This is a genomic window from Paenibacillus oceani (genome assembly GCF_014705615.1).
Lineage (GTDB): Bacteria > Bacillota > Bacilli > Paenibacillales > NBRC-103111 > Paenibacillus_AB > Paenibacillus_AB oceani.
The window spans coordinates 53,286-76,123 of the sequence record NZ_JACXJA010000050.1; the positions used below are offsets into that span (position 1 = coordinate 53,286).

General features: G+C 55.2%; 18 protein-coding genes. 10 read left to right on the forward strand and 8 right to left on the reverse strand.

Going from position 1 to position 22,838, the window contains the following annotated elements:
• Nucleotides 1–208: 208 nt before the first annotated feature.
• Together IDH45_RS28785 and IDH45_RS28790 are read right to left on the reverse strand one after the other, a co-directional pair.
• Nucleotides 209–436 (reverse strand): hypothetical protein, encoded by a 228-nt coding sequence (locus IDH45_RS28785; protein WP_190931609.1) that lies wholly within the window; start codon nucleotides 434–436, stop codon nucleotides 209–211.
• Between the two features lie 320 nt (nucleotides 437–756).
• Complete coding sequence (locus IDH45_RS28790; protein WP_190931610.1) at nucleotides 757–2,826, reverse strand: bifunctional metallophosphatase/5'-nucleotidase; 2,070 nt, start codon at nucleotides 2,824–2,826, stop codon at nucleotides 757–759.
• Between the two features lie 224 nt (nucleotides 2,827–3,050).
• Between IDH45_RS28790 and IDH45_RS28795 the strand changes: the two genes are divergently transcribed.
• Both IDH45_RS28795 and IDH45_RS28800 read left to right on the forward strand, forming a co-directional pair.
• Entirely contained in the window at nucleotides 3,051–4,076 is a 1,026-nt protein-coding gene (locus tag IDH45_RS28795; protein WP_223837059.1) for a formylglycine-generating enzyme family protein, read from the forward strand.
• 262 nt (nucleotides 4,077–4,338) lie between these two features.
• Nucleotides 4,339–5,139, forward strand: a complete 801-nt coding sequence (locus IDH45_RS28800; protein ID WP_190931611.1) for a lipid II flippase Amj family protein — start codon at nucleotides 4,339–4,341, stop codon at nucleotides 5,137–5,139.
• Nucleotides 5,140–5,930: 791 nt separating this feature from the next.
• On the opposite strand, the gene IDH45_RS28805 is transcribed toward IDH45_RS28800, so the two are convergent.
• On the reverse strand, nucleotides 5,931–6,824 hold the full coding sequence (locus IDH45_RS28805; RefSeq protein WP_190931612.1) for a serine/threonine protein kinase: 894 nt from the start codon (nucleotides 6,822–6,824) through the stop codon (nucleotides 5,931–5,933).
• A 199-nt stretch (nucleotides 6,825–7,023) separates the two neighbouring features.
• Here IDH45_RS28805 and IDH45_RS28810 point away from each other — a divergent pair, with 199 nt between their 5' ends.
• The 5 genes from IDH45_RS28810 to IDH45_RS28830 all read left to right on the forward strand — a co-directional run bounded on the left by IDH45_RS28810 (nucleotide 7,024) and on the right by IDH45_RS28830 (nucleotide 15,938).
• On the forward strand, nucleotides 7,024–7,209 hold the full coding sequence (locus tag IDH45_RS28810; protein WP_190931613.1) for a YjfB family protein: 186 nt from the start codon (nucleotides 7,024–7,026) through the stop codon (nucleotides 7,207–7,209).
• Between the two features lie 1,814 nt (nucleotides 7,210–9,023).
• Nucleotides 9,024–10,385, forward strand: coding sequence for an ABC transporter substrate-binding protein (locus IDH45_RS28815; RefSeq protein ID WP_190931614.1), 1,362 nt, complete (start codon nucleotides 9,024–9,026; stop codon nucleotides 10,383–10,385).
• 238 nt (nucleotides 10,386–10,623) lie between these two features.
• Nucleotides 10,624–12,897, forward strand: a complete 2,274-nt coding sequence (locus IDH45_RS28820; RefSeq protein ID WP_190931615.1) for a helix-turn-helix domain-containing protein — start codon at nucleotides 10,624–10,626, stop codon at nucleotides 12,895–12,897.
• A 46-nt stretch (nucleotides 12,898–12,943) separates the two neighbouring features.
• Nucleotides 12,944–14,554, forward strand: coding sequence for an extracellular solute-binding protein (locus IDH45_RS28825; RefSeq protein ID WP_190931616.1), 1,611 nt, complete (start codon nucleotides 12,944–12,946; stop codon nucleotides 14,552–14,554).
• 112 nt (nucleotides 14,555–14,666) lie between these two features.
• Entirely contained in the window at nucleotides 14,667–15,938 is a 1,272-nt protein-coding gene (locus IDH45_RS28830; RefSeq protein ID WP_190931617.1) for a sialidase family protein, read from the forward strand.
• Between the two features lie 883 nt (nucleotides 15,939–16,821).
• Here IDH45_RS28830 and IDH45_RS28835 read toward each other — a convergent pair.
• The gene (locus IDH45_RS28835) at nucleotides 16,822–17,361 is read right to left on the reverse strand and encodes a histidine phosphatase family protein (protein ID WP_190931618.1); all 540 of its coding nucleotides are present in this window, start codon (nucleotides 17,359–17,361) and stop codon (nucleotides 16,822–16,824) included.
• A 137-nt stretch (nucleotides 17,362–17,498) separates the two neighbouring features.
• The gene (locus tag IDH45_RS28840) at nucleotides 17,499–18,461 is read right to left on the reverse strand and encodes a DMT family transporter (protein ID WP_190931619.1); all 963 of its coding nucleotides are present in this window, start codon (nucleotides 18,459–18,461) and stop codon (nucleotides 17,499–17,501) included.
• A gap of 124 nt (nucleotides 18,462–18,585) precedes the next feature.
• Here IDH45_RS28840 and IDH45_RS28845 point away from each other — a divergent pair, with 124 nt between their 5' ends.
• Complete coding sequence (locus tag IDH45_RS28845; RefSeq protein ID WP_190931620.1) at nucleotides 18,586–19,461, forward strand: LysR family transcriptional regulator; 876 nt, start codon at nucleotides 18,586–18,588, stop codon at nucleotides 19,459–19,461.
• 101 nt (nucleotides 19,462–19,562) lie between these two features.
• Here the strand turns inward: IDH45_RS28845 and IDH45_RS28850 are convergent, their stop codons facing one another.
• Complete coding sequence (locus IDH45_RS28850; protein WP_190931621.1) at nucleotides 19,563–20,099, reverse strand: NUDIX domain-containing protein; 537 nt, start codon at nucleotides 20,097–20,099, stop codon at nucleotides 19,563–19,565.
• A gap of 306 nt (nucleotides 20,100–20,405) precedes the next feature.
• On the opposite strand from IDH45_RS28850, the gene IDH45_RS28855 reads away from it, so the two are divergent.
• Both IDH45_RS28855 and IDH45_RS28860 read left to right on the forward strand, forming a co-directional pair.
• Nucleotides 20,406–20,975: an RNA polymerase sigma factor gene (locus IDH45_RS28855; RefSeq protein ID WP_190931622.1), complete on the forward strand. Its 570-nt coding sequence runs from the start codon at nucleotides 20,406–20,408 to the stop codon at nucleotides 20,973–20,975.
• Between the two features lies 1 nt (nucleotide 20,976).
• A complete protein-coding gene (locus tag IDH45_RS28860; RefSeq protein WP_190931623.1) occupies nucleotides 20,977–21,756 on the forward strand; it encodes a DUF4367 domain-containing protein in 780 nt (259 codons plus the stop codon).
• A 35-nt stretch (nucleotides 21,757–21,791) separates the two neighbouring features.
• On the opposite strand, the gene IDH45_RS28865 is transcribed toward IDH45_RS28860, so the two are convergent.
• Nucleotides 21,792–22,247: a hypothetical protein gene (locus IDH45_RS28865; RefSeq protein WP_190931624.1), complete on the reverse strand. Its 456-nt coding sequence runs from the start codon at nucleotides 22,245–22,247 to the stop codon at nucleotides 21,792–21,794.
• A 288-nt stretch (nucleotides 22,248–22,535) separates the two neighbouring features.
• The coding region (locus IDH45_RS34415) for a hypothetical protein (protein WP_223837061.1) at nucleotides 22,536–22,838 on the reverse strand (303 nt) is incomplete at its 5' end.

The following is a 22,838-nucleotide window of genomic DNA, read 5'->3' on the forward strand; positions in this document are numbered from 1 at the left end:
CAGCTTCCTACAACATTCGGGACAAGACGACATTTTCTGGGCGCGGCAAAGCAAGCGGGCGCCCTTTTTTGCCGGCATCCCGCATCTTTGGCCTGCTCGAATTCGGCATAATCCGCTATTACCCAAAAAATCGACAGTTGAAACACCGCTATTTTCAAAAAGCTGCGCATGCCCGGCAGGCCGGACAAAAATGTTTCCGTTTTACTTCTTACTGACTGGCAGTCTCCTGTTCCTCCGCTTGCCGGGGAGCCTGATCTCTGACAATCGTCTCCTGCAATTCCCTCAGTTGCATCTTGACCAGCTTTAATTCGGCTATGATTTTGTCCGGTTTGGCGGCTCTTTTGACGATTACGGCTACGATTGCGAAAAAAATAACATTGATTAGCAGAAACATAATAATCGGTCCGAATGCTATGATTGACATAGAATTCTCCATGAATCTCATCCTCCCCTTAACATAAGTGGTATATAGTCCCATCGACCATACTCGTTATACCATATTCCGGCAGGAGAGTCTATTATTCGACCTATCGGAAGAGTAAGGGATTCAGCTGTTCAGTTGCCGCATTTCGTCCGGTGTTCGCAGGGAGGCTATCTGATCTGTGCGTCGCAGCGGGGCACTGCGCTGGATGGCGGATGGACATGCGCGGATAAAGGAAACACCGGCATATGGCCCACGTGGGGGCGATACCGGTGCTTCCTTGTGGAAGGCTGACGGAAATGGCGGTTAGGCCGCCGGTTCAGCCGGTGATCCTGCTACTCCGCTGCAGCGGCATTCAAGACGGTGATACGTCCTTCCAGCTGCGGAGAAACAGTCGGGTGTTTTTGCAAATATTCGTAGAAAGCGTCCCGCAAGTAGCTTTTCGTCTTCGACAGCAGCTTCGTCTCGTCCTTCAGCATCGTGAACTTGTCGCCGCCTCCGGTCAGGAAGTCGTTGGCTACGACTTTGTACATTTTCGTCGGGTCGATCGGCTGGCCGTCAACCGTAACTTCGACGAGGCGCGAGCCGGCTTCCTTCGAGGCGTCGAACGTATAGCTCAAGCCGGATACTTGCAAAAATCCGCCGGCTGCGCTAGGGTACCACGACACGCCGTGCTCCAGCGCGTCCCACACCGTCTGGCCGCTGGCTTCGACCATGACGACGGTATTGTCGAACGGCAGAGCCGCGTACACGTTCTCCAGCGTAATGTCGCCTTCATTGATACTCGCGCGGATGCCGCCGCCGTTCTGCAAGGCGATGTCCGCCCCCGTCATCTCACGCAGGCTGTCGGCGACTGCATTGCCCAGATTCGATTCCTTCAGGCGTACCGTCTGCCGTTCGCCGTCCAGCGCCACACGGGTCTTGCCGACGACTTCCTGCATCTTGCCATCCAATTGCCCGCGATACTCATCGATAATCGAGGCAACTGCCGCATCCTCCTCCAAATTTTCCGTCAAGAAAATATGAGCGAAGTTCAAGCCGAGCATGCTGCCGTTCATCATGTTCAGGTTGATCTGATTCAGCACCTCGGCATGTTTGCCTGGAGAGATCAGCCACGTATCGCCGATAATCTGCGGAAATTCGACCACGTCTTGTCCCCCGCCGATCTCTACGTCGATGCCGCTGACCTTGGTCGGCAGCACCGGGTTGTCGCCGTGCATATGCGCCAGCGCAATGACGACGTCGGTCCGGTCTTTCACAGCGTCCACCGTTTGACGGGCCGCTTCGAATTCATTTTGAAAGCTGACGCCTTCGACATTTTTCGGATGTGTGTAGTAGTGGCTCTCGTCATCGGTAATACCGACGATTCCGATCTTGATGCCGTCGAGCTCTTTGATCACATAAGACTGCAAAAATTCGGGATTGGCTCCTTTGTACAACGTATTGGCCGATAAGAACGGAAAGTCGGCGCGCTTCGCATTGCTCTCCAGAACGTGAAACGGAAAGTCGAAGTCGTGATTGCCGAGCACCATCGCATCGTATTTCATCGCATTCATGACGTCGATCGTAGATTTGCCCTCGAACAGATTACCGATGTTCGTATTGTACGGGGCGTCGCCGCCGTCTACGAGAAGCGTGTTCGGCTGGATCGCGCGCGTATCGTTAATGATTTTGCTCATATGCGCCAGTCCGCCGATTTCGCGCTTCGCGTCCTTCGGCTTGTAAGGCTCGAGATGGGAATGGATGTCCGAGGTGGCGAATACGGTAATAACCTTGAAATTCGGGTTGGCGACCAGCTTGGCCAGTATGACTGCGGCTTCTTCCCGCGAGATCAAGTCCGAGCTTGCCGCGTCTTCCTTCGTTGCGATGCCCAGCTCTTCGGCTTTATCCGCGATATTCACTTGCTGTTCGGCTCCATATACGGTGCGGACGATCATCCCGATCCATTTGGACTTGGAGATGGCTTGATCGGGCATGTACATCCCGCCGTCGGATTCGTCGGCGCGCACTTTCAGGGCGCCCTCGATATAGGCCGAGCCCCAATGACTATGAATATCGGGCGCCGAAGGCATCGTGAACGAATCGTCAATCACGCCGAGCGGATCTTCGTAACGGAACGATTTTTTGAGGGTCGGGTCTTCGGCCGGCAGGGAATGAATTTGCGGCAGCTTCAAGGCGCGTACGAGCATCGCGGCCGCCTCCGCCTTGGTCAGAAGACGCTGCGGATGGAAGCTGTCGCTGCGTTCCACGACACCCTTCTCCTGCAGAGCAAGGATCGCTTGCCGGTACGGGGAAGCCTGAATATCTTCGAACCCGACTGCAGGCGCAGGCGCAGCGTATAAGGTTGCTCCCAGAGTGGCGGCAAGTACGAATCCGGTCATACAGCTTGCGAGTTTTTTCTTCATGTCTGTAACAGCAGCTCCTTGTATGTAGTGATCAGAAGTTCATAAACCGATCGTCCCATAACTGTGTTAAGCGGGTGTTAACGTCATGTTAAGATTTGGATAACCCCGGGACGGAGGGCAATCGGAATTCGGATGGTTTTACCAGCGGTCCGGAAACGTTGAAGCTTTGCAGCCGGTAATATACAATGAGCGAATAGACATCTTTGCGAAATGAGGGGATCCCATTGACCGAACAACCACGAAGCTGCTGCGGTTCGACAAGCCGGGCGGCGATGACATCTCCGGCAAATGCCGAAGAGACGGCAAACGTTTCGTCAACTGTTGAAGCCGAGGCCGGCAGCGGAGCGCAAGCGTCCGAAAACCTGAATGCCGCTGGCACGGACAAGGCTCGGGAAGGGATGATTCTGCTTCCCGGAGGCACGTTCTGGATGGGCAATACAGGCAAGGACGGTTTCCCGGCAGACGGAGAAGGGCCGGTTCGGGAAGTAAATCTGAACCCGTTTTATATAGATGCCTGCACGGTGACGAACCGGCAGTTTGCGGAGTTTGCTGAGGCTACGGGATACCGGACGGAAGCGGAGAAGTTCGGCTGGTCGTATGTATTCGATATGTTTGTGACGCCGCGGCTTACCCCATTTTTAATGGGACAGGTACAGGGGACGCCGTGGTGGTTCGCGGTGAAAGGCGCTTTCTGGAATCAGCCGGAAGGGCCGGGCTCGGCGATCTCGGACCGGATGGATCACCCGGTTGTACACGTCACCTGGAACGACGCCGCCGCCTATTGCAAATGGGCCGGCAAGCGGCTGCCGACCGAAGCGGAATGGGAGTACGCGGCCCGCGGCGGACTGGACCGGAACACCTACCCGTGGGGCAACGAGCTTACGCCGGACGGAAACCATATGTGCAACATTTGGCAAGGAACGTTCCCGGAAAAAAATACAGCCAGGGACGGCTACGTCGGAACGGCTCCGGCCAAGTCTTTCGAGCCGAACGGCTACGGCTTGTACAACGTGTCGGGCAACGTCTGGGAGTGGGTGTCCGACTGGTTCAGCCCAAGCTACTACAAGGAAGGTCCCGCGGACAATCCGCAAGGGCCGGCTAAAGGCGACCGGCGCAGTATGCGGGGCGGGTCGTATTTGTGCCACAAATCGTATTGCAACCGGTACCGTGTAGCGGCGCGTAATGCCAATACGCCCGACAGCTCGTCGGGAAATATCGGCTTCCGGTGCGTAACGGATGTGAAGCGGTAAGGGGAAGAGGGGCATGCAGGAGAAGGCTGGCTAATGCTGGGTAATGCCATGATGTAGGGCGGACATCGGCCGGTTGCGGCGTTCTCGCAGGCGGGGTTTTACTATGCAGGGTGACATCTGGGCGAGGCGGAGAAGTCTGAACGCTGGGGAGCGATTGAAAGATGTCCATGTCTGGGAAAAGGATCAAAAGGGAACGATCGCAGGAGCAGAAGGCAGCCGGTATGGCGGCGGTGGATCGTCTTGACGGGGGCGGGATGCGGCTATGATGACGAGTCTGCTGATCGTTTGTTTGCTGACGGTGCTGATTCATGCGGCGGAGACGCTGTCGTACGCGGTCCGGTTCGCCGGGGTGCGGATGGGCAAGCTTGCCGTCGCGTTGTCGCTCACGGGAGTGATCGTGCTTGTAGCCCGAACCGCGAATCTGGCGCAAGCGCCGCTGACCGGGAAGATGGTCGATCAGGCATTAAAGGACCCGGGCTTCGATCTGGAGACGGTGCTAAGGCTGATCATTGCGGCGTCCACGCTCGGTACGCTGATCGCCATTACGTTGTTTCCGTCGTTCGTGCGGCTGTTTTCGCGAGCCGTCGTTCATCTGGAGGTGGCAGGCTCGATCCCGAAGCTGGTAAGCGGCGTCACGGTGGACAAGCTCCGGTCGGCCCGAACTCATTTTCGCAAGCCGACCTGGTCGATGCTGCGCAGCCTGAGGCTGTATGGCATCCCGAAGCGGTTTTTGCTGCTGAATATGACGGTTACCGCGATCTATACGATCGGCGTGTTGTCCACGCTGTATGCTTCCTATATGGACCCGGACCATCTTGTCGCAATCTCCCAATCGTCGGGGCTGATCAACGGAATGGCTACGATTCTGCTGACCCTGTTTATCGATCCGCAGGTCGCGATCCATACCGACCGGGCGCTGGCCGACCCGAAAGAAAAACCGAAGCTTGGCCGGATGTTCGGCCTGATGATGTTCTCGCGTCTGTGCGGCACGTTGCTGGCGCAGGCGATATTTTGGCCCGCCGCCTGGTGGGTCGGCGCGCTTGCGAGGTGGCTGCTGGTGTAAACGGGCGGGGGAGGAGGAACATTGGTCCTCGGAGAATCGTGGAGGCCAAAGATCGAAGACCGTTTAGCCTGTGAAGAAGGCTTGGAACGGTCTTTTCGTTGAACGATCTAAGACGTGCTAAAAGCTCTTATCCCCAACTTACCACGCCTGGCCCAACCTTTGGGTTACTTCCACCTTCATTCGGCCTAATTAGAGACGTTAGAGACTCTTATTTCCCGAGCGTCGCTGTCTGCGGACAAAATAAGATACGATAGCGGCTCTTATTCCCTCGACTTTCCGCGATTCTGGGCAAAACCGACGAATTAAGAGGTGCGAAAGGCTCCTATTTCCCCCCAATTTACGTTTCTAGCCAAAATAAGACGTGCTAAAAGCTCTTATCCCTCTCTCTTCGTGCAGTCCTGCTGCTGTGCGGGAATCTGTTTACGATAAAAGAATGTGTAAACTTTTGAAGCGATCAAGGGGTAAAGCTTCATTGTGTTACGTGAAAAGCAAACCGGGAGTTCCTGCACCGAGAGCAGCCGCGGCATGTATAGGTTCATTCGCCCTCGGAAAAGGCTTTGATAAGTTGATTTTCTACCAGGGGCGGATAAGTTTAGAAGGCCGTCAGACGGCTGGTGCACTTTGTGCTACTGCTCTTGCCGCTGCTGTTGTTTCCGCACCTGTACCTGTTACTGCACCTATTGTGGATTTGTATATACCTGTTACTTCTACTGCTTCCTCTATTGCTTCGTATTTTGCTTCCACCACTGCTTCGTTTGAGATCTTTCTACTACTTCTTGCTACTACTTCCGCTACTGCTTCTGCTCTTCCACGCGAATCAGCTCGTCAAGCTCGCGCCGCAGCGGTTCCAGATCCGGAAACGGCGGCTCGATTTGCAGCAGACGCCGGATAAACAGGCGCACCCCGTCAGGGAGCGTCAGTTCCTCTTCCCAGCCCCGCTCCGGCTGGCCGGGCTGTTCCTCGAAGTCGGCATACAACATAAACAGTAGACAATGTCCAAGCGCATAAAAATCGCTGGCAAAAACGGGCTTGCGGCGTATCCGTTTTTCTTCCGGGTAGTAATCGCCCTCCTCCATGTCGGGAGCGTCGGTTCGGGAGGCCCCGGCTGATACCGGACAGGCCAGGCCGAAGTCGATCAAGGCGAGCTGCCCGTCCAGCCGGATCATAATGTTCGGGATGCGGACGTCGCGGTGGACGAAGCCTTTGCCGTGAACGTACCGGAGAATATCTGTAATGCTGCGCGAGACGCGCAGCGCGTCCAGCAGTGTAAATGTACGTCCGTCCGCGAACAAAGCGTCCTCCAGATTGCGGCCCCGCATATATTCCATGCACAGGAACAGGTTGCGGCGTTCGGAAAACCGGTTCAGCAGCTTCGGCACGCAGGGATGATCGAGCGCCGCCAGCACGGCTGCCTCCCGCTCGAATACCGGGAGCCCTTTTCCCCCCTTTCTCCGGCTTGGCCTCACTTGCTTGACCACGCACTTTTGCCCGATCCGCCTATCTTTGCACAAATAGCTGATTCCGTAGCTGCCGATCCCGAGCACCCGCTCGATCGCATAACGCCCGCCGAGTACGGTTCCGGCCCGCAGCGGGCGGTCCAGCACCGCTTCGCGCACCCGCCGCCACATCTCTTCCGCGAGCGCTTTCCATCTGCTATATCGTCGTGACCCGCGTCCGCTGTGCATCGTTCCCGCTCCTTCCGGCTGCCTCATGTTCATGTCGATTTTAACAAAAATCGGGGCTTATTTCGAACAGGTCTTGCTGAACCGGTAGGAAAGGCAGTTGTCAGATCGGCTGCAAATTTATGGATTGTCCGGCCTGAAAGGAAATGATATGATCGATTTCGAGGACAAGGACAAGTCGGATGCAACGGGAGGATGCCATATGAGCGGTATATCTTTAAATTCCGCGTATTCGCAATTCAGCAGCAGCGGTCTTCCGCAAGCGATCGGCATCATGATGCTCAGCAAAGCCAAGGAGTCGGCCGAGCTGCAAGGAGCGCAGATGGTCCAGATGATGCAGCAGAGCGTTCAGCCCCATCTGGGCGGCAATCTCGATATCCGCGTATAAGCAGACGAAGCGGAATAAGCAGTTGGTCCATAAAGCCGATCCTGATCCGGATACCGGATTCATGGGCGGAAAGCGCCGGTTTCTCACCGTAGGTGGGGGCGGCGCTTTTTTTTAACGTTAATGAATGTTTAAGTTTACTAAAGCGGTAAAGCGGTAAAATGAAATATTCTTTACCAGAAAAGCCTCCGCTTACGCAGGGTTATTCATCGTGGTTAAGGCTTCGTTTAGAAGCTTTTCTTATGACTAACGAATCGGATCGTGCTTATTGCTGAAAAACGACATTATTGCAGACTTAACGAATCCGGGAATCGTTATCGAACCGAAAGGGGAAAAAAACGATCCGATTTGCGGAAATAACAATACAAGAATTCGTTACAATTTCAAACGTGCGCATTCGGCTCTGATAACGAATGCTGGGTTCGTTAGCCATACCACCGCATGAAGACAACACGACTGAGGGCGAGCTGCTGGAGTGAAGGTACCCATTCCCTTCCACGTGCAACGTATGGGTTTGCACGTCAAAGGACCTTCCGGACGCTTATCCGGACGGTTTTTCTTAAATAAGCGTTGATCAGGGTGATATGTTCTTCACCATACTCAGGCAGATAAGAGATTCCCTGACTTGTTGAGTCAGCTATGTCGCAAGCTGCTCATCGTGAGTGGCCGATCGGCTTTCTGCCCTGCTTCAAACGGGGGCGGAAGTGATTAAGAGCGGTTTGTACCCTCTATTTTGTCCGAAAGACCGCTTGGGCACCGAATAGGAGCGGTTTGAAGCCGCTAAAATCCGCAAAAAGACAACAAACCCCATCAGTGGGTTGAAATAAGAGGTGCAAACCGCCTCTATTCGCCTCCGTTTTCCCCATACGCCGAAAATAAAAGGTGCCAAAGACCCTATTTTGTGGTAGAGCCCGTACGCCGCATTTTTTATGTAATATTTTGTGAATCCCCAAGAAGAAAAGTAAAGTTTTCAGCAAAGCCAAATCTGTTTTGTTCGCAAGAAAAGCTACCCTTACGAAGTGCCTTACGCGTGGCAAAAGGCTTCGTATGGTCGTATGGAAGCTTTCCTACAAGGAAGCGGCTGTTTCGGGATATGGCGGCTGTTCTTCTCTATATGTAACGGGTCGAACCGAAACGCTGCTTCAGGCAGCCGGCCAAATCAATTTCGCACCCCGGTGTTTCAGCAATCTTCGATCGGGGTAATAAGAATCAAGTGGGAAGTGGTGATTTTACAAATCAAACGGCGGAAAACAGATCCGAATAAGGATTCAGCTATCCGAAAGGTTGATGGTAACCATGCTATCCCAAGTAAGAAGGAAGCGCTCGAAATGGTTTCGAGTCGTTACCGGTAAAGTACCCTAGCATATGGAAGACGGCTTCTTAACGTAAGCAAGTCCTAGATCATCACGCGATCCCACTTTGAAGGCCCTTCGACAAGAGCGAAGGGCCTTCTCCAGTTTTGGTGAAGATACGCTGCTCCCGCACAACACAAGTCCGCTCCAGCGCTTGACCATCGTCACCCGCAGCCGCCGCACCGCGCGCCGGGAGCTTCGCGCGGCGTGGGAGCATTCGGCGTTTTCCCCGCCCGTCCAAGCCTTTTCCCCCTCGAATGTAAAGATCCGTGCACCCGATCATAAACTGCAAACCGCCGTTGTAACCGGGCGTACATGGAAAACGCCAACCGGTTATTTCGTGATTCCTCCGCATCCTGTAGCGTTAGAGCCGTGATAGGCGCCGGGCGCGGTTTTGCTCCGGGAAGCTCGCCGTGCCTGATGCGCCTTACGCACAATTGATCAGAATCAAGGGGGATACGCAACATGAATCCAAATCCGAAATGGTTAACAACGGTCGGCGCCGCCGTCCTGCTAGCGCCCATGCTCGCCGCTTGCGGCAGCGACGCGGGAAATTCCGGCGCCCAGCCGGGCGGCACCGAGTCGGCCGGCACGAAGGCGCCTGCCGCAGCCGAAACGGCGGCCGCGAACCCGTTCGCATCTGATGAGAAGGCCGAGATCGTGATCCGGACCGGGATCTCGGACGAGCTGTTCGAGCAGAAGTATCGCAGCCTGCTGAAGAAAAACTTCCCGAACGTGACGTTTACGAAAGCCGGCACGAACATCAAGCTGCAGGATCAGTTGGCCTCGACGCCTCCGGATTTGTTCGACCAGGGGTACACGAACCTGCAGGAGCTGACGAACCTCGACCTGGCGTTGAACCTCGATCCGCTTGTGGCGAAGTATAAGGTCGATCTGAGCCGTTTCGACCCGCATGTCCTTAAAGATGTGCGTTCGTATTCGGTGAACAAAAATGAACTGCTGCTCATCCCGTTCTCGATCCAGCCGTTCGTGCTTCATTACAATAAGGATTTGTTCGACAAATTCGGCGTTCCTTATCCGAAGGCGAACAGCACGTGGCAGGATCTGATCGAGCTGTCCAAAAAGCTGTCGCGCACCGATCAAGGCGTCGCTTACCGCGGGCTGGACGCAGGTCTTAACGTGAACCGGATGCAGAAGCAGCTGTCGCTCCCGTTCATCGACAAGGCCGGAAAGTCGGTCGTAGGCTCGCTGCTGGGCTGGAAGACGCTGTACGAGACGTATGGAAACATTTACGGCGTTTCCGGCAACTTCCCGGAAGGGGCGAAGCACGGGGACGGACGCAAGGCGTTTCTGGAGACGAGGTCGCTCGCGATGTATCCGCATATCGTCATGCTGACCGACACCGATTTCGTGCAGGCGGCGCAAAGCGGGTTCAACGTAGGTATTACCACGTACCCGGTATTTCCGGATAAGCCGGGCGTCGGTACGGGGCTGTTCGGCGGCGGTCTGGCGGTTAACAAGCTGTCGAAGCAGCAGGATCTGGCGTTTAAGGTCGCGATGCACTACGCGTCTGACGACGTGCAGAAAGCGCTCAGCAAGATGGGCTTCGTTACGCCGCTTGTCAGCAAAGACGTACGCAACGCGTTGTTCGAAGGCAATCCGCTTGCAGCGGGGATCGATCTGAACGCCATCTACGCGACGCGTGTCGCCGATCCGTACGATCGCACCGACTGGGACCAGCTTGCTTTTAACATCGTTAATGCGAGCATGCAGCCTTATTTTACGGGACAAGTGGACTTGAACTCGACGCTGCGGGACGTGGACGAGAAAATTAACAAGATGGTCCAGGAGCAAAAGAGCAAGTAACCGCAGGTCTGCAGCTGCAAGCATCTCTCCTCCGCGCCCGTCCGGCCGCCTCGCGCAGGCTGACCGGCGGCGCGTCCGCACGTCTTCTTTCTTTCGAACTGCCGGCAATCTGGTCCTTGCTGCCATGCGTTTACGGAACGCGGAACCTCTTCCGGTCAACTCGGGGATATTCCAAGCCCGCACCGTTCTGGTATAATGGCGTAAAGCGACCATGCCTCGCATAGAAAAGGGGGACGTCATGGCAAGGGGGAAGCTGAACTCCAAGCTGCTGTACCGGTATATCGTCTCGTATTCGATCGTATTGCTGCTTCCCGTGCTGATCATCGGGCTCGTCGCGTACAACTTCTTCATCCAGCTGCTGGAACGGGAAGTGACGAAGAGTAACATGAATGCGCTGACGCAGGTAAGGGATGCGGTGGACGTCAATATGACGGAGCTGAACAACATCGCCTTTCATATCGCGGGCAATACGAATCTGACGCCTTACAACGTAACGAAAAGTCCGTTCGCCGAGCTGAATACGATCGCCCAGCTCCGCAACTATGTAAGCGCGAACCAGTTTATCGACCAGCTGCTCCTGTACTTTCACGGGCACGATACACTGTATACGCCTTACAGCACGTATGACGTTCATACGTTTACCGATAAAATCGTCGCTTATGACAAATGGAGTCCGCCCAGCTTCGTCCGGGATCTGCAGACGGCAACCTATCCGTATATGCGCGGAGCGGAAGACGTCACCAGCTTCAGCGGAATCCGGGAGCGAATCGTGACGTACGTGATGCCGCTGCCGCCGAATCATCCGACGCCCTATGGAACGGTTGTGTTCCAGCTTAAAGAAAGCGCTTTCCAAAACTTGCTGGAGAAAAAATTCGGAGACGACCCCGGCGATACGTTCATCCTGAACGAAAAAAACGAGCTGATCGTATCGACGCACGGCTTCCCGGCCGAAGATGCGAAGCGGCTGGCGGAAGCCGGCTACGGCGAGCCGGCTGCGGATCAGGCGAAGACGGTCCGGCTGCACGACCGCGATTATTTCGTCTACGACGTCCGCTCGGAGCGGCTTGGCTGGACGTATGTCTCGCTGGTCGATCAAGAAGCGGTGCTCCACAATGTGAAGCTCGCCCAGCGAAGGACGCTGTACGCGATATCGGTCGTATTCGTGCTGGGCGGCGTCCTGATCTTCTTCGCGACGCAGCTCAGCTACAAACCGATCCGCAGGCTGCAGCGGTTTGCCGAGAGCAAGGCGAAGCGCGAATTCGACGGCCTCGGCGAGATCGAATCGATCCAGTCGGCGCTGTCGCTGATGTCCGATAGTAACGAGGAGCTGAACCGGAACATCTCAAGCAGCAGACCGGCGATGAAGCATTACACGCTGCTGACGCTTCTTCGCGGCCGGTTGCCGGAACAGGCCGAGCTGAACCGCCGGCTGGAGCTTGCGCATATGCGGCTGACGAAGCCTTATCATCTGGTAGCCGTGCTGCAGTTTCCGAGAAGCTTCGCGGTGCAGCCCTCCGCTCGTTCCACATTGCTGGACGATCTGGAGGCGAGCTTTCCGGAGGGGGCGGAAGCGTACGGGATGGAGAGCGTCGAAGGCGCAAGCCTGATCTTCATCCTCGGAACCGACGACCCGGACGGTGTCGAGCATAAGCGGCTGCTGATCGATGCGCACCGTACCTTAAGCGACAAATGGCAGACCGGCCTGACGATCGGCGCCGGTACCGCCTACGGCCCATGGAGCGAGCTCGGGAAGTCGTACATTGAGGCGTGCGGTGCGGCCGATTACCGTCTGATCGCGGGTTACGGCCAAGTGCTCTTTTTCTCCGACATCGTCCCGAAAACAGAGCTTCCACACGAGGATTATTCCAAAGGCGACTGGAATCAGCTCCGGCTGTATATGTACCAAGGGGATGCGGGGCGGATCGAGCAGTACCTGGAAGCGATGATCGGCACGATCCGGGAGCGTCAGCTGCCGCTGTTTCTGGTCAAATGCATGTGCTTCGACCTGATTCATGTCATTTTGTCGATGCTGAGCGAGCTCCGGTGGGCGGATGGAGAACTGGCGGAGCAATATCCCGACGTCTGGTCGCTGTCCGAGTTCGAGACGGTCGAAGAGCTGATCGCGCTCGTGAAGCATATATCCGAGGACATCTGCCGGATCGTGGCGGAGCGCAAGGAGAGCGGCAATACGGATCTGGCGGGCAAAATGATGGCTTATCTGAGCGAGCATTACGGCTCGAGCCAGCTGTCGCTGCAGCAGGTCGCGGACGAGTTCGGCATGTCCGCCTCGTACCTCAGCCGGTATTTCAAAGACCAGACGGGCCAGACCGTGTCCCAATACATTCAGACACTGCGCATGGAGAAGGCCAAGGAGCTGCTGCGCGCGGGGGCGGACAGTCTGCAGGAAGTGGTCGAGCGGATCGGCTACGGAAGCGTGTCCGGCTTTATCCGCAAATTCAAAGAAACCGAAGGCGTCACTCCCGGGGAATTCCGTACGATGCATCAGAAATAACCGGGGAGCTGCATACAGGAATTCCAGACAAAAGGGGGAGCGGCGCATGGAGCGGACATGGAGAAAAGCGGCGGGGCTCGGGCTTGGATTGCTGGCGGCGGTCTGGATCGCAGCCGGCTGCAGCGAAGAGAAGCCGGAGCTGCTATCCGCGGATTCGGGCTTCAATCCGGGCTTTAACGAGACGGGCCTGCCGGTGGTCGACCGGCCGATCAAGCTCAAAATTCCGGTATACCGGCAGCATTATCAGAAGGACTACTACGAGATGGTTACGCTGCAGGCGCTGACGGACAAAACGAATATTCAAGTGGAGTGGGAGCAGATTCCGGCCGAAGGCTGGAAAGAGAAAAAAAACTTGATGCTTGCGAGCGGCAATTACCCGGACGCTTTCTTTACCGGGCTCAACCTGGTCGACGTGGTCAACTACGGCTCCCAAGGGATCATTATCCCGCTTGAAGATTTGATCGACCGTTACGCCCCGAACATCAAGCGGATCCTGGAGCAGCATCCGATGCTCCGCCGGATGGCTACCGCGCCGGACGGCCATATTTATTCGATTCCGTGGTTCGAGGATCAGCAGCATTTTCAATACCGCAATACGTTTTTGATCAACAAGAAATGGCTCGACAAGCTCGGGCTGCCGATCCCGCAGACGACCGAGGAGCTGTACCGGACGCTGAAGGCGTTTAAGGAAAACGATCCGAACGGCAACGGCCTCGCCGACGAGATTCCAGCCACGTTCCGGCACGGTACGACGACCAACGGTTATTACGAACTGTACGGCTCGTTCGGGTTGATCGACGCCTTAACCGGATTTTCCGTCGACCCGGGCGGCAAGGTCGTCTTCGAGCCGGTGCTGGACGCCTACAAGGATGCGGTCCGCTATCTGCACCGGCTGTTCGCTGAAGGGCTGCTGGACCGGGAGACGTTCACGCAGGACGTCAAGCAGCTGCTGTCCAAGACGAGGAGCGAGCGCGACGTCGTAGGGGTGATCGCTTCCTTCAACGGCGTATACGAGCTCGGCTACGAGCGGCTGGAGGACTATGAAGCGATCCCGGCCTTGATCGGGCCGGACGGAGACCGGATCTGGAGACGGCAGGACAACCGGATCATTTTGAACTATTTCTCGATTACGAACAAAAATAAACATCCGGAAGCGACGATGCGTTTCGTGGATACGATGAACGAGCCGAGGAGCGTGCTGGAATTCAAATACGGACCGTTCGGCACCCATTTGCTGGAGAAGCCGGACGGCCGGATCGAGATCGTAAACCCGCCGAAGGGGCAGGATACGAGCAGCTGGATCGGCGCCACGACGCCCTCCACCTCGATCCCTCTGCTGGCTTCGAAGGAGTGGCTGCAGAAGCTGGAGCCGAGCGCAAGCGACTTGTACCGCAACCGGTTCTACGAGTTATACAAGCCTTATATTGCTCCGGAGGAACGGGTCTACCCGACGATGTACATGACCGAAAGCGAGAACAAGCGGCTGAGCGTGCTGGAGACCGAGGTGATGACCTACGTGCGCAGGATGGAAGCCAAATGGATCGTGGAAGGCGGTATTGACGCCGAATGGGACTCGTATGTACAGGAGCTGAGGAAGATGGGGCTCGTCGAGCTGCTGGAGATCAAGCAGAACGGGTACGACCGTTTTAAGCGGTAGAGGAAGGTCGGGAGGAGCTGGATAAGCTGCCGGCTGAAGCGAATCGACGAAGTACACTCGTAACCCTGCTGCGCATCGCAGCTTCCGAATCCATAGGATGAGGTGTAGCCACGTGGCACAAACGACATTTCCTAGTCCGGTTCGACCGGCTGCTAACGATTACGTCACCGTATACGAATCGCCGGACCCGCAGAACGTATACGCTTATTCCCCTGCCGTCATCGCGCTTCCTTCGGGAAGACTCGTGCTGACGATGGATATCGGGGGGAAAGGAGTCGCGGACCTGCCGGGACCGAAAGGATCGCGTAACGGGTATATTGCACAAGGAAAAATATACGTCTCCGACGATAAAGGTCGTACGTGGACGCATACGCACGACTTCCCGTTTCTGCATGCCCGGCCTTTTGTCGCAGGCGGTAAGCTGTATGTGATAGGGCATTGCGTCCAGATTATGATTATTCGTTCCGAGGACGGGGGACAGACGTGGTCGGAGCCGTCCCGGCTTACCTCCGAGGGGGATTGGCACCAGGCGCCCTGCAACGTACATTATGCGAACGGCAGCGTGTATCTGGTTATGGAGAACATCCGCGAGAACGATCTGACCGTCTGGCCGGTCAGCCAGATGGAGCCGGTGCTGATGCGGGCGCGCGTCGACTCGGACATGACCGATCCGGTCAGCTGGACGTTCGCATCCAGATTGTCCGCGATCGAGGCGTTTCCGTCGGAAAGGCTAGATTACTTCGGTGTGCCGTTTTTCACCGAAACCCCCTATTACGAAAAGGGACAGCTTCACTGCGCGCTGGTCGGCTGGCTGGAGACGAACGTTGTCCAGTTCACCGATCCGGACCATTACTGGCACGATCCGGCGGGCAAGACGTTCCACCTGTGGGCTAGAGCTCATACCGGAGGCACCGGATATGCCGCGATCGCCAAAGTGGTGGAGCACGAGGACGGCTCGATGACGACGAAACTCGAGACGACGCCGTCGGGCAAAAAGGCGGTATTCGTACCGTGTCCGGGCGGGCAAATGAAGTTTCACATCTTGTACGACGAACAGACGAAGCTGTATTGGCTGCTCAGTTCGCAATCGACCGACAGCATGACCCGCAAGGAGCGGCTACCGGCGGAACGGTTCGACCTGCCGAACAACGAGCGGCACCGGCTGCAGCTGCATTTCTCCAAAAACTGCGTCGACTGGTGCTTCGCCGCGCTTGTAGCGGCGGGCGCTTCTCCGAGACAGTCGCGCCATTATGCGAGCATGGCGATCGACGGCGACGATCTTCATGTAGCCAGCCGCTCCGGGGACGTCCGCGCACGCGATGCTCACAACGGCAACCTGATCACGTTCCATACGGTGCGGAATTTCCGCTCGCTTGTGTATTAGGGCGGCGGAGCGTCAGCCCGGTGCCGGCCGGGGAGTTTGCTTGCAGCGGTTCCTCCGGTTCCGCCCGGCCCGCCCGGTCTGGCAGTCCGTTCACGCTTTGGGAGGAGCATGCACGCAAGAAGAAGGGCTACCCCAAAAGGTTCGGGTGACAGAGAAAGGTGCCCATTTCAAACGAAAGGACCTCAATTTCCGCGGTAACGTGGAGGCTGAGGTCCTTTTTCTCGAGGAAAATCGGTTCTGGGCGGGACTTGTAGCATCGCAGAATGACTTTTGAGACAGCACCCCTTTGACGTGCAAATCTGGATGTTTGTGCGTGGAAGGAAGGGGGAGGGAGGGCTTCGCTTTGCTCAGTAGCCGCTCGTTGATGAGGGTTTGTGGGGAGCCAACTCCATCTTCAAATGAGGCCCGTGAATCTCTTTCTTGCGAGCGGATTGTGTTCGCCTTCGCCAAAACGGATGCACACGGGGAAATGTATGTACGCGGGAAACGTAGACACACGGGCTCTGAACAAAATAGGAGTCTTTGGCACCTCCTATTTTTGCTCTTTTCGGCAAACGAAACCGAATAGAGGCGGTTTGCACCTCTTATTTCAACCAACTGGTGGGGGCGGCAGCTTTTTCGCGGATATTAGCAGTCCCAAACCGCTCTTATTCCGTGTCCCAGCCGGTTTTCGGACGAAATAAAGGGTACAAACCGCTCTTATTCGGTCCCCTCCTCCCCGCTTGAAGCAGCTCAGAAAGTCGACCCTCCACAAGAGGTTGCTTTCTGGGTTCAGAATGCGAACTCCTCTGAATCGTTCAAAAAAGACGTCTTCCATCCCGCGTTAGCCGTGGGATCGGAGGCGTCTTTGCATGAATCCGGTATGGTCATTCGTCGTGTACACTCATTTTTTCGCCGAACGGAACTCGTATACTTTGTATTCGCCGTTGCCTGAGGACAAGCGAAAGATGTTGCCGTCTTCCGGCAAGCCTTCGAAATAAGCGCCAATGCAGCCGGTCGTACATCGGTGCCCGGACAATAACAGATTGACTTGTTTGCCGCCGTACTCGGCTTCGAGCTCGTGCATGAAATCGTAAATTCTGTGCAGGAAGCCACGAACGTCTTCAACGCCTGTATAGACGGCGGGGTCCGGCACCATTCCGGCCATCCGGACGTCGCTTCTCTTGAGCAGGTCCGCTTCTCCCAGATCAAACACGTCAAGTCTGGCATCCACAATCGCTTGTTTGCCGGTGGCGATCTCTGCGGTCTGGACAGCCCTTTCCTGCGGAGAGGAAAAGACCTGGTGGAAGGTAACGTCCTGCAGCCGTTCCTTGAGCGCTTCCGCTTGCCGGACGCCGGTTTCGTTTAAAGGCATCCCTCGTCGGCCTTGCAGCCGGCCTTCCTTGTTCAAATCCGTCTGCCCATGTCGCAGAATGTAAATCATCGCTGCAGCCTCCCTCATCGCTATACACGGCTGCCGCTCCATTCCGGATCGGCTTCGCGCGACAACCGCGAGCGGCGCCATTTCTTCCCGTTTGACGCCTAGCTATGGAATTCACCGTATCCTCCCCGCGTTCCTGCTTATCCCGGCATCCCGTCCGGTCTGCAATCTGCATCGTGGGCCGTTACCCGGGCGGGTTCTGTACGGGCGGCTCCCCTCATCCTTCGGGTTCTTTTGGCTGCAATCGGCCGTTCAGGCTGCTTTTTCACCGTGGACAGGACGATGCTGAGCAGCACAAGAGCGGCGCCTATGTATCCTTTGGTCGACAACTGTTCCCCTGCAAACCAATACCCGATCGCAGCGGCGAAAACCGGCTCCAAGGCGAACAGCAGCCCGGTTCGGGTGGGGGAGATGTATTTCTGGGCAACGGTCTGCAGGATATACCCCAAGGCGCTGCATACGACGCTGAGCATGAGGATGGCCGCCCAACCGCCGGGCGATCCCGGAAGCGAAGGCGTTTCAAATAGCAGAGAGAAGATGAGGCCGTACAAGCCCGCAAAGCCAAGCTGCAAAATGCCGAGGTTCAGCGTATCGACTTTCTGCGCGGCGATGCTGACGACCATAATATGGATCGCATACATAAAGGCCGCCGCCATGCATAGGAGGTCGCCCGCCGTCATCGCGAAAGGCGGCTGAACGGTAAGCAAGGCAATTCCGGTTATGGCAACTACAACGCTGAGGATCAGGCTCAGCTCGATTTTTTTTCTGAATACGAGGGTGCTGATCAAAGGAACGAATACGACGGTCAGGCTGACCAGAAAGCCCGCGTTGGACGTTGTGGTCGTATGTAAGCCAAACATGATCGGGGTGAACACAAGAAACAATAAGAACCCTAGCAGCATGGCATACCCTACGGTATGCATATTCACCTTCAGCAATCGTCGGCCAAAGATTGCCGCCGCCAGAAGAAAGGCGATTCCGAAGCGAAGAGCGATCAAATTAAACTCCCCCAGCGAATCGAGCCCCATCTTCATAAACAAATAAGACGCCCCCCAACAAACGGTGACGAATACGATCAACAATTCGGCTTTTAGCGGTTTCATGCTGCGCCTCCTTCAATTCCAAAACCAAATCCAGTATACTAGTCGGTGAAAAACAAGTAAAACGAATGTTTCTTATTTATAGCATGAGAAAAACTTATGTAAAATGGTGGCGGGAGGCGTACGCTTGAGCATTAACAAATACAAGGTATTGGTGAAAGCGGTCGAGCTCGGAAGTTTGACCAAAGCGGCGGATGTGCTGGGGTTCACCCAATCCGGGGTCAGCCACGCGATTAACAGTCTTGAAGAAGAGTTCGGCTTTATGCTCGTCACCCGAAGCCGTTCAGGTGTCAAACTGACGACAAATGGAGAACGGATCTTCCAAACGCTGCGCGAAGTGTTGAGATGGAACGAACATCTGGAGCAGGAAGTCGCCTCGATACAGGGGATCGAGCTGGGCACGATTCACATCGGCACGTTTACGAGCGTGGCGGTTCACTGGCTGCCGGGCATTATTAAAGATTTTCAGCTGGACTATCCGAATATCGAATTTAATCTGGTCGAAGGCGATTATCGTCAGATTGAGGAGTGGATTCAGGAGGGGAAGGTGGATTGCGGGTTTTTGTCGCTGCCGACCTGGGACAGCTTTGAGGTCATCCCGCTGCAGCAAGATCAGATGCTCGTATTGCTGCCGGCGGATCATCCGCTGAGCGGCCAGCCGGCCGTGAAGTTTGCCCAGCTCGAGAAGGAGCCGTTCATTATGCCGAGCAGAGGCTCGGACGACGATGTCAATCGGGTGCTGACCAAAGCCTCCGTGCAGCCGAATATCAAATATACGGTAGGCGACGATTACGCGATCATGGCGATGGTCGAGAAGGGACTCGGCATCAGCATCCGTCCCGAGCTTGTGCTGCGGGGGCAGACCCGCAACATCCGGCTGCTTCCGCTGGAGGAGCCGAGCTACCGTACACTCGGCATCGCCGTCAGCTCCATGAAACACGCATCCCCTGCCGCCAAGCGGTTTCTAAGTTATGTCCGGAGTTATCCGGGACTGGGTGAGTAGTGCGGATTTTGCAGATTGCGAGCTTGCGGCAGCGGCCGCTGAGGCATTCGCTGCCGCAGGAGCTCTTTTTTGCACCGATATAGCATGCAGGCATGATCCTCTTAAGCTAACGTATACACCTCATACAACGCATACTGCTGGTTTGCCCGAATCGCGGTCCGGACCTTGGTTAGTCCTGAAGCAGGCGCCGAATGCACGTAATCGTGAATGATCTGCCGCGACAAGCCGACCACCTCCGGATCGTCCAGCACCTCGTCTATAGGGCGATACCGGGCTTCGGCTATTTCCAAGCCGTCTGCTTCGGGGGTGCCGGGAATCGGCTCCATTTCATAGACGAGATAGACGCCATGCTCGCTTTGCTCGGGGCGCGGGGAGCCGCATGCGGCAGGATCGGGCGGAGCGGACCGGACTGCCGTTTCTTTGATGCCGGATCTGACGGCTATCAGTCTTCGCGGCTGAGCTGTAATCCCGGTTTCCTCGTACACTTCCCGAATGGCGGCCATCTCGAACGTCTCTCCGGGCTCGACCAATCCCCCGGGAATCATCCATAATCCCCGGTTAGCGCCATACGTTGTTTTTACAAGCAGCACGTTATGGTTCCGGACAATCAGTCCTCCAGCGGCACAAACGACATTCATGGTTTGCTCCCCTTCCCTTTTTCTGGATCGTACCATAGAGAGGTTTATAATTGGAAATTCTAATATCTTATTTTTACTATAGGAAAAACCTATAATTAGTTCGATCCTTTGCCTTACCTCCAGTCCGGTTGCTGCCTTTGCGGGGATACAGCATCGTTTGCCCGGTCCATCCCATTTTCCCCAAACGCAAGGAAAACTAGTAAAAGGTACATTCTGCCCGGCATATACGTTATAATCGAGAGAAATGGAAGAGTCCGTATGCAGAGAGAATAATTAACATGGATTCCTGGGGGGATACCTGGGCTTATGCCAAGTAAAATAAGTCTTTTGCTTACCTGTAATTACGGCGCGCTGACCGCCGAAGCCCAAAAGGAAGTGTACATGGAGTTTTATAAACTGATGTACGGGGCGATCTTGTTCATGGTCAAAGAACATGCCGGTACGGAAGATGTCATCCAGGAAGCGTTCCTGAAAGTGATCAAACATGTACCGGATTTTGACGAAGAGGACCGGTTGAAAGCATGGATTCGGGTCGTTGTCAAAAATTGTACGTTTAATTATTTGCGAAAACATAAAAAAGTTCGTAACGAAGTCGATGTTGAAAGTGTATTTATTCATGACAGCATCAGTTATGCTACCGTCGCGGGGACGATCGAACAAGAGGTGGAGCTGAAAGCGATGACGGAAGCCGTAGATAAATGCCTGCAAGAGCTGAAGCCGGAGTACCGCGTTCTGATCGAGCTCAGGTGGAAGCAGTCGATGAGTTACAAGGAAATTGCCGATGTCCTGGCTACCAACGAGCAGACGGTCAAATATAAGCTGCACCGGGCAAGAGAGCTGATCAAGAAACGATTTTCCAAGGATTGGGGTGTCTGAGGTGAACCAGAACGAATTTGACAAACTATTTGATCAAGCCTTCGATGCAGCCGCCAGCACGCATACCGCCATACCGGACCCGACGCCGTCGTGGGAGAAGGTCGAGCGTTTACTGCAACGCCGTCGCCGAAGAATCCAACGATTGAAAGTCGTCCCTTACGTAGCGGCTTCGTTTGTGCTGGGAGCGATGATTTTCGGTTCGCCTCCGGTCACCAATGCGTTTAATCCTTTTTTTCAGTCGATCAAAACGATCCAGTCGGATGTCGTGAGCCTCATTTTCGGGGTAAAGCCGATCGAGACGACGAAACCGAAAACCAGCCCGCCCAAACCGGAAACCGCCGCGCCGGCGGGGACCGATCTTTCATCGGAAGTGAAAACAAGCAAAAAACTGGACAATTGGGAAGAGGCGGCGCCGCTTCTTGCCTTTCCCCACGTTAAGTTCGATCACGTACCGGACGGATTTGTACTGTCGGAGAGCCGTTTGCTTTTTAAAGCCGCTCAAACCCAATCGACGGAAGCCGTATTATTGTATGTAGATGGCGCTAGTAAACGATTTCGAGTCATGCTTCGCCTCCTGGAGTCGAATGAGACGATGACATCGGTTGCCGGTAAAGATACCCATACGGTTGAAGAGGTAGAGGTAAACGGATCTAAAGCTTTCCTCGTTGCAACGGATACGGGCAAAAGCAGTTTGGAGTATTTGTACAAGAACTTGTATATCTCCATATCCGGCGATTTGACGAAGGGTGAAATTTTGGAGATCGCCAGAAAGATGAAGTAGACAAAAGAGGAGGGGCGGCTGCCCCTCCTTTGATTTCAAGAAACAAGTCTGCTGTCGCTAGTCGTTTCCCCTTGCTCGTACACGCCGTTGTGGTTAATCCAATGCACGACCCGCGCTCTGAAGTAATACCCCTGCTCGGCGGGTTTCACGACCTCGCCCGAGAAATACCAGTCGTTGGAAGCGCTGATTGTCGAAGCGGAGCCTACGTTGATCCACTGGGTGCCTGTCCATTTCTGCAGATAGACGGTTCCGCCGATGGAGGCAACGCTGGACTTGGCTTCGGTAATGACGCTAATCTTTACCGTCTGATTGCCATTGTCACTGATCGTAGCCGTGCCCTGATCGAGATAGGAGTTGGAAGGGTCGAAAGATCCTTGAATCTTAAATTCGACCGGCGGCGGTGCTGTGCGGGCAAGCGGCTCCATCTTTACGGAAGCCATCGATGTGCCGGGTGTTGTAACGACCGCAACTACCAGCATGATACAAATCACTACTGCATGTCTCCAAACTCTCACAGAATACACCCTTCCCACTTAAATGAAATGGTTTACATAGATAATAACGCCTGAGCACGACTTCAGGTTGTAGGAGAATTCGAAATTTTTCTAGTTTTGTGTGCCCAGAAGGGCACGCATCTTCTAGCCAAAGTCCGGTTGCGACAGGAGTTGGGGTGCTTGCGCACGTCGAAATCCGTGCACAGAAGCGCATCGACGAAAGTGCTTGTCGGAGATAGGGCGAGCATTACCAGGCCGGAACATAAAGTGAATTCTGCTGCTTCGTCAAAAAGGCCTCGCAAGTGGGAGAAGAGGAAGTCGAACCTCGAGACTATGGGTGAAGACCACGGAAACTGCTTGGAGCTTGGAGCGGCAGTGATCCAGAGTATAGGTATCGGCATGGTATGAAAGAAGATACAGTGGACTGGTGAAGCTACTCCTGTACGTAAAAAGTAAACCTGAATTTCGAAAGCGCATGGAATCAATGTTGAAGAACGAGAGGGGGTGTTTCTGAACTGTAAAAAGAAGGGCATTTCCCAGCGGGTTAGAACTCTTCTTCTGGAAAACGGACAGTTCTTCCCCCTCCCC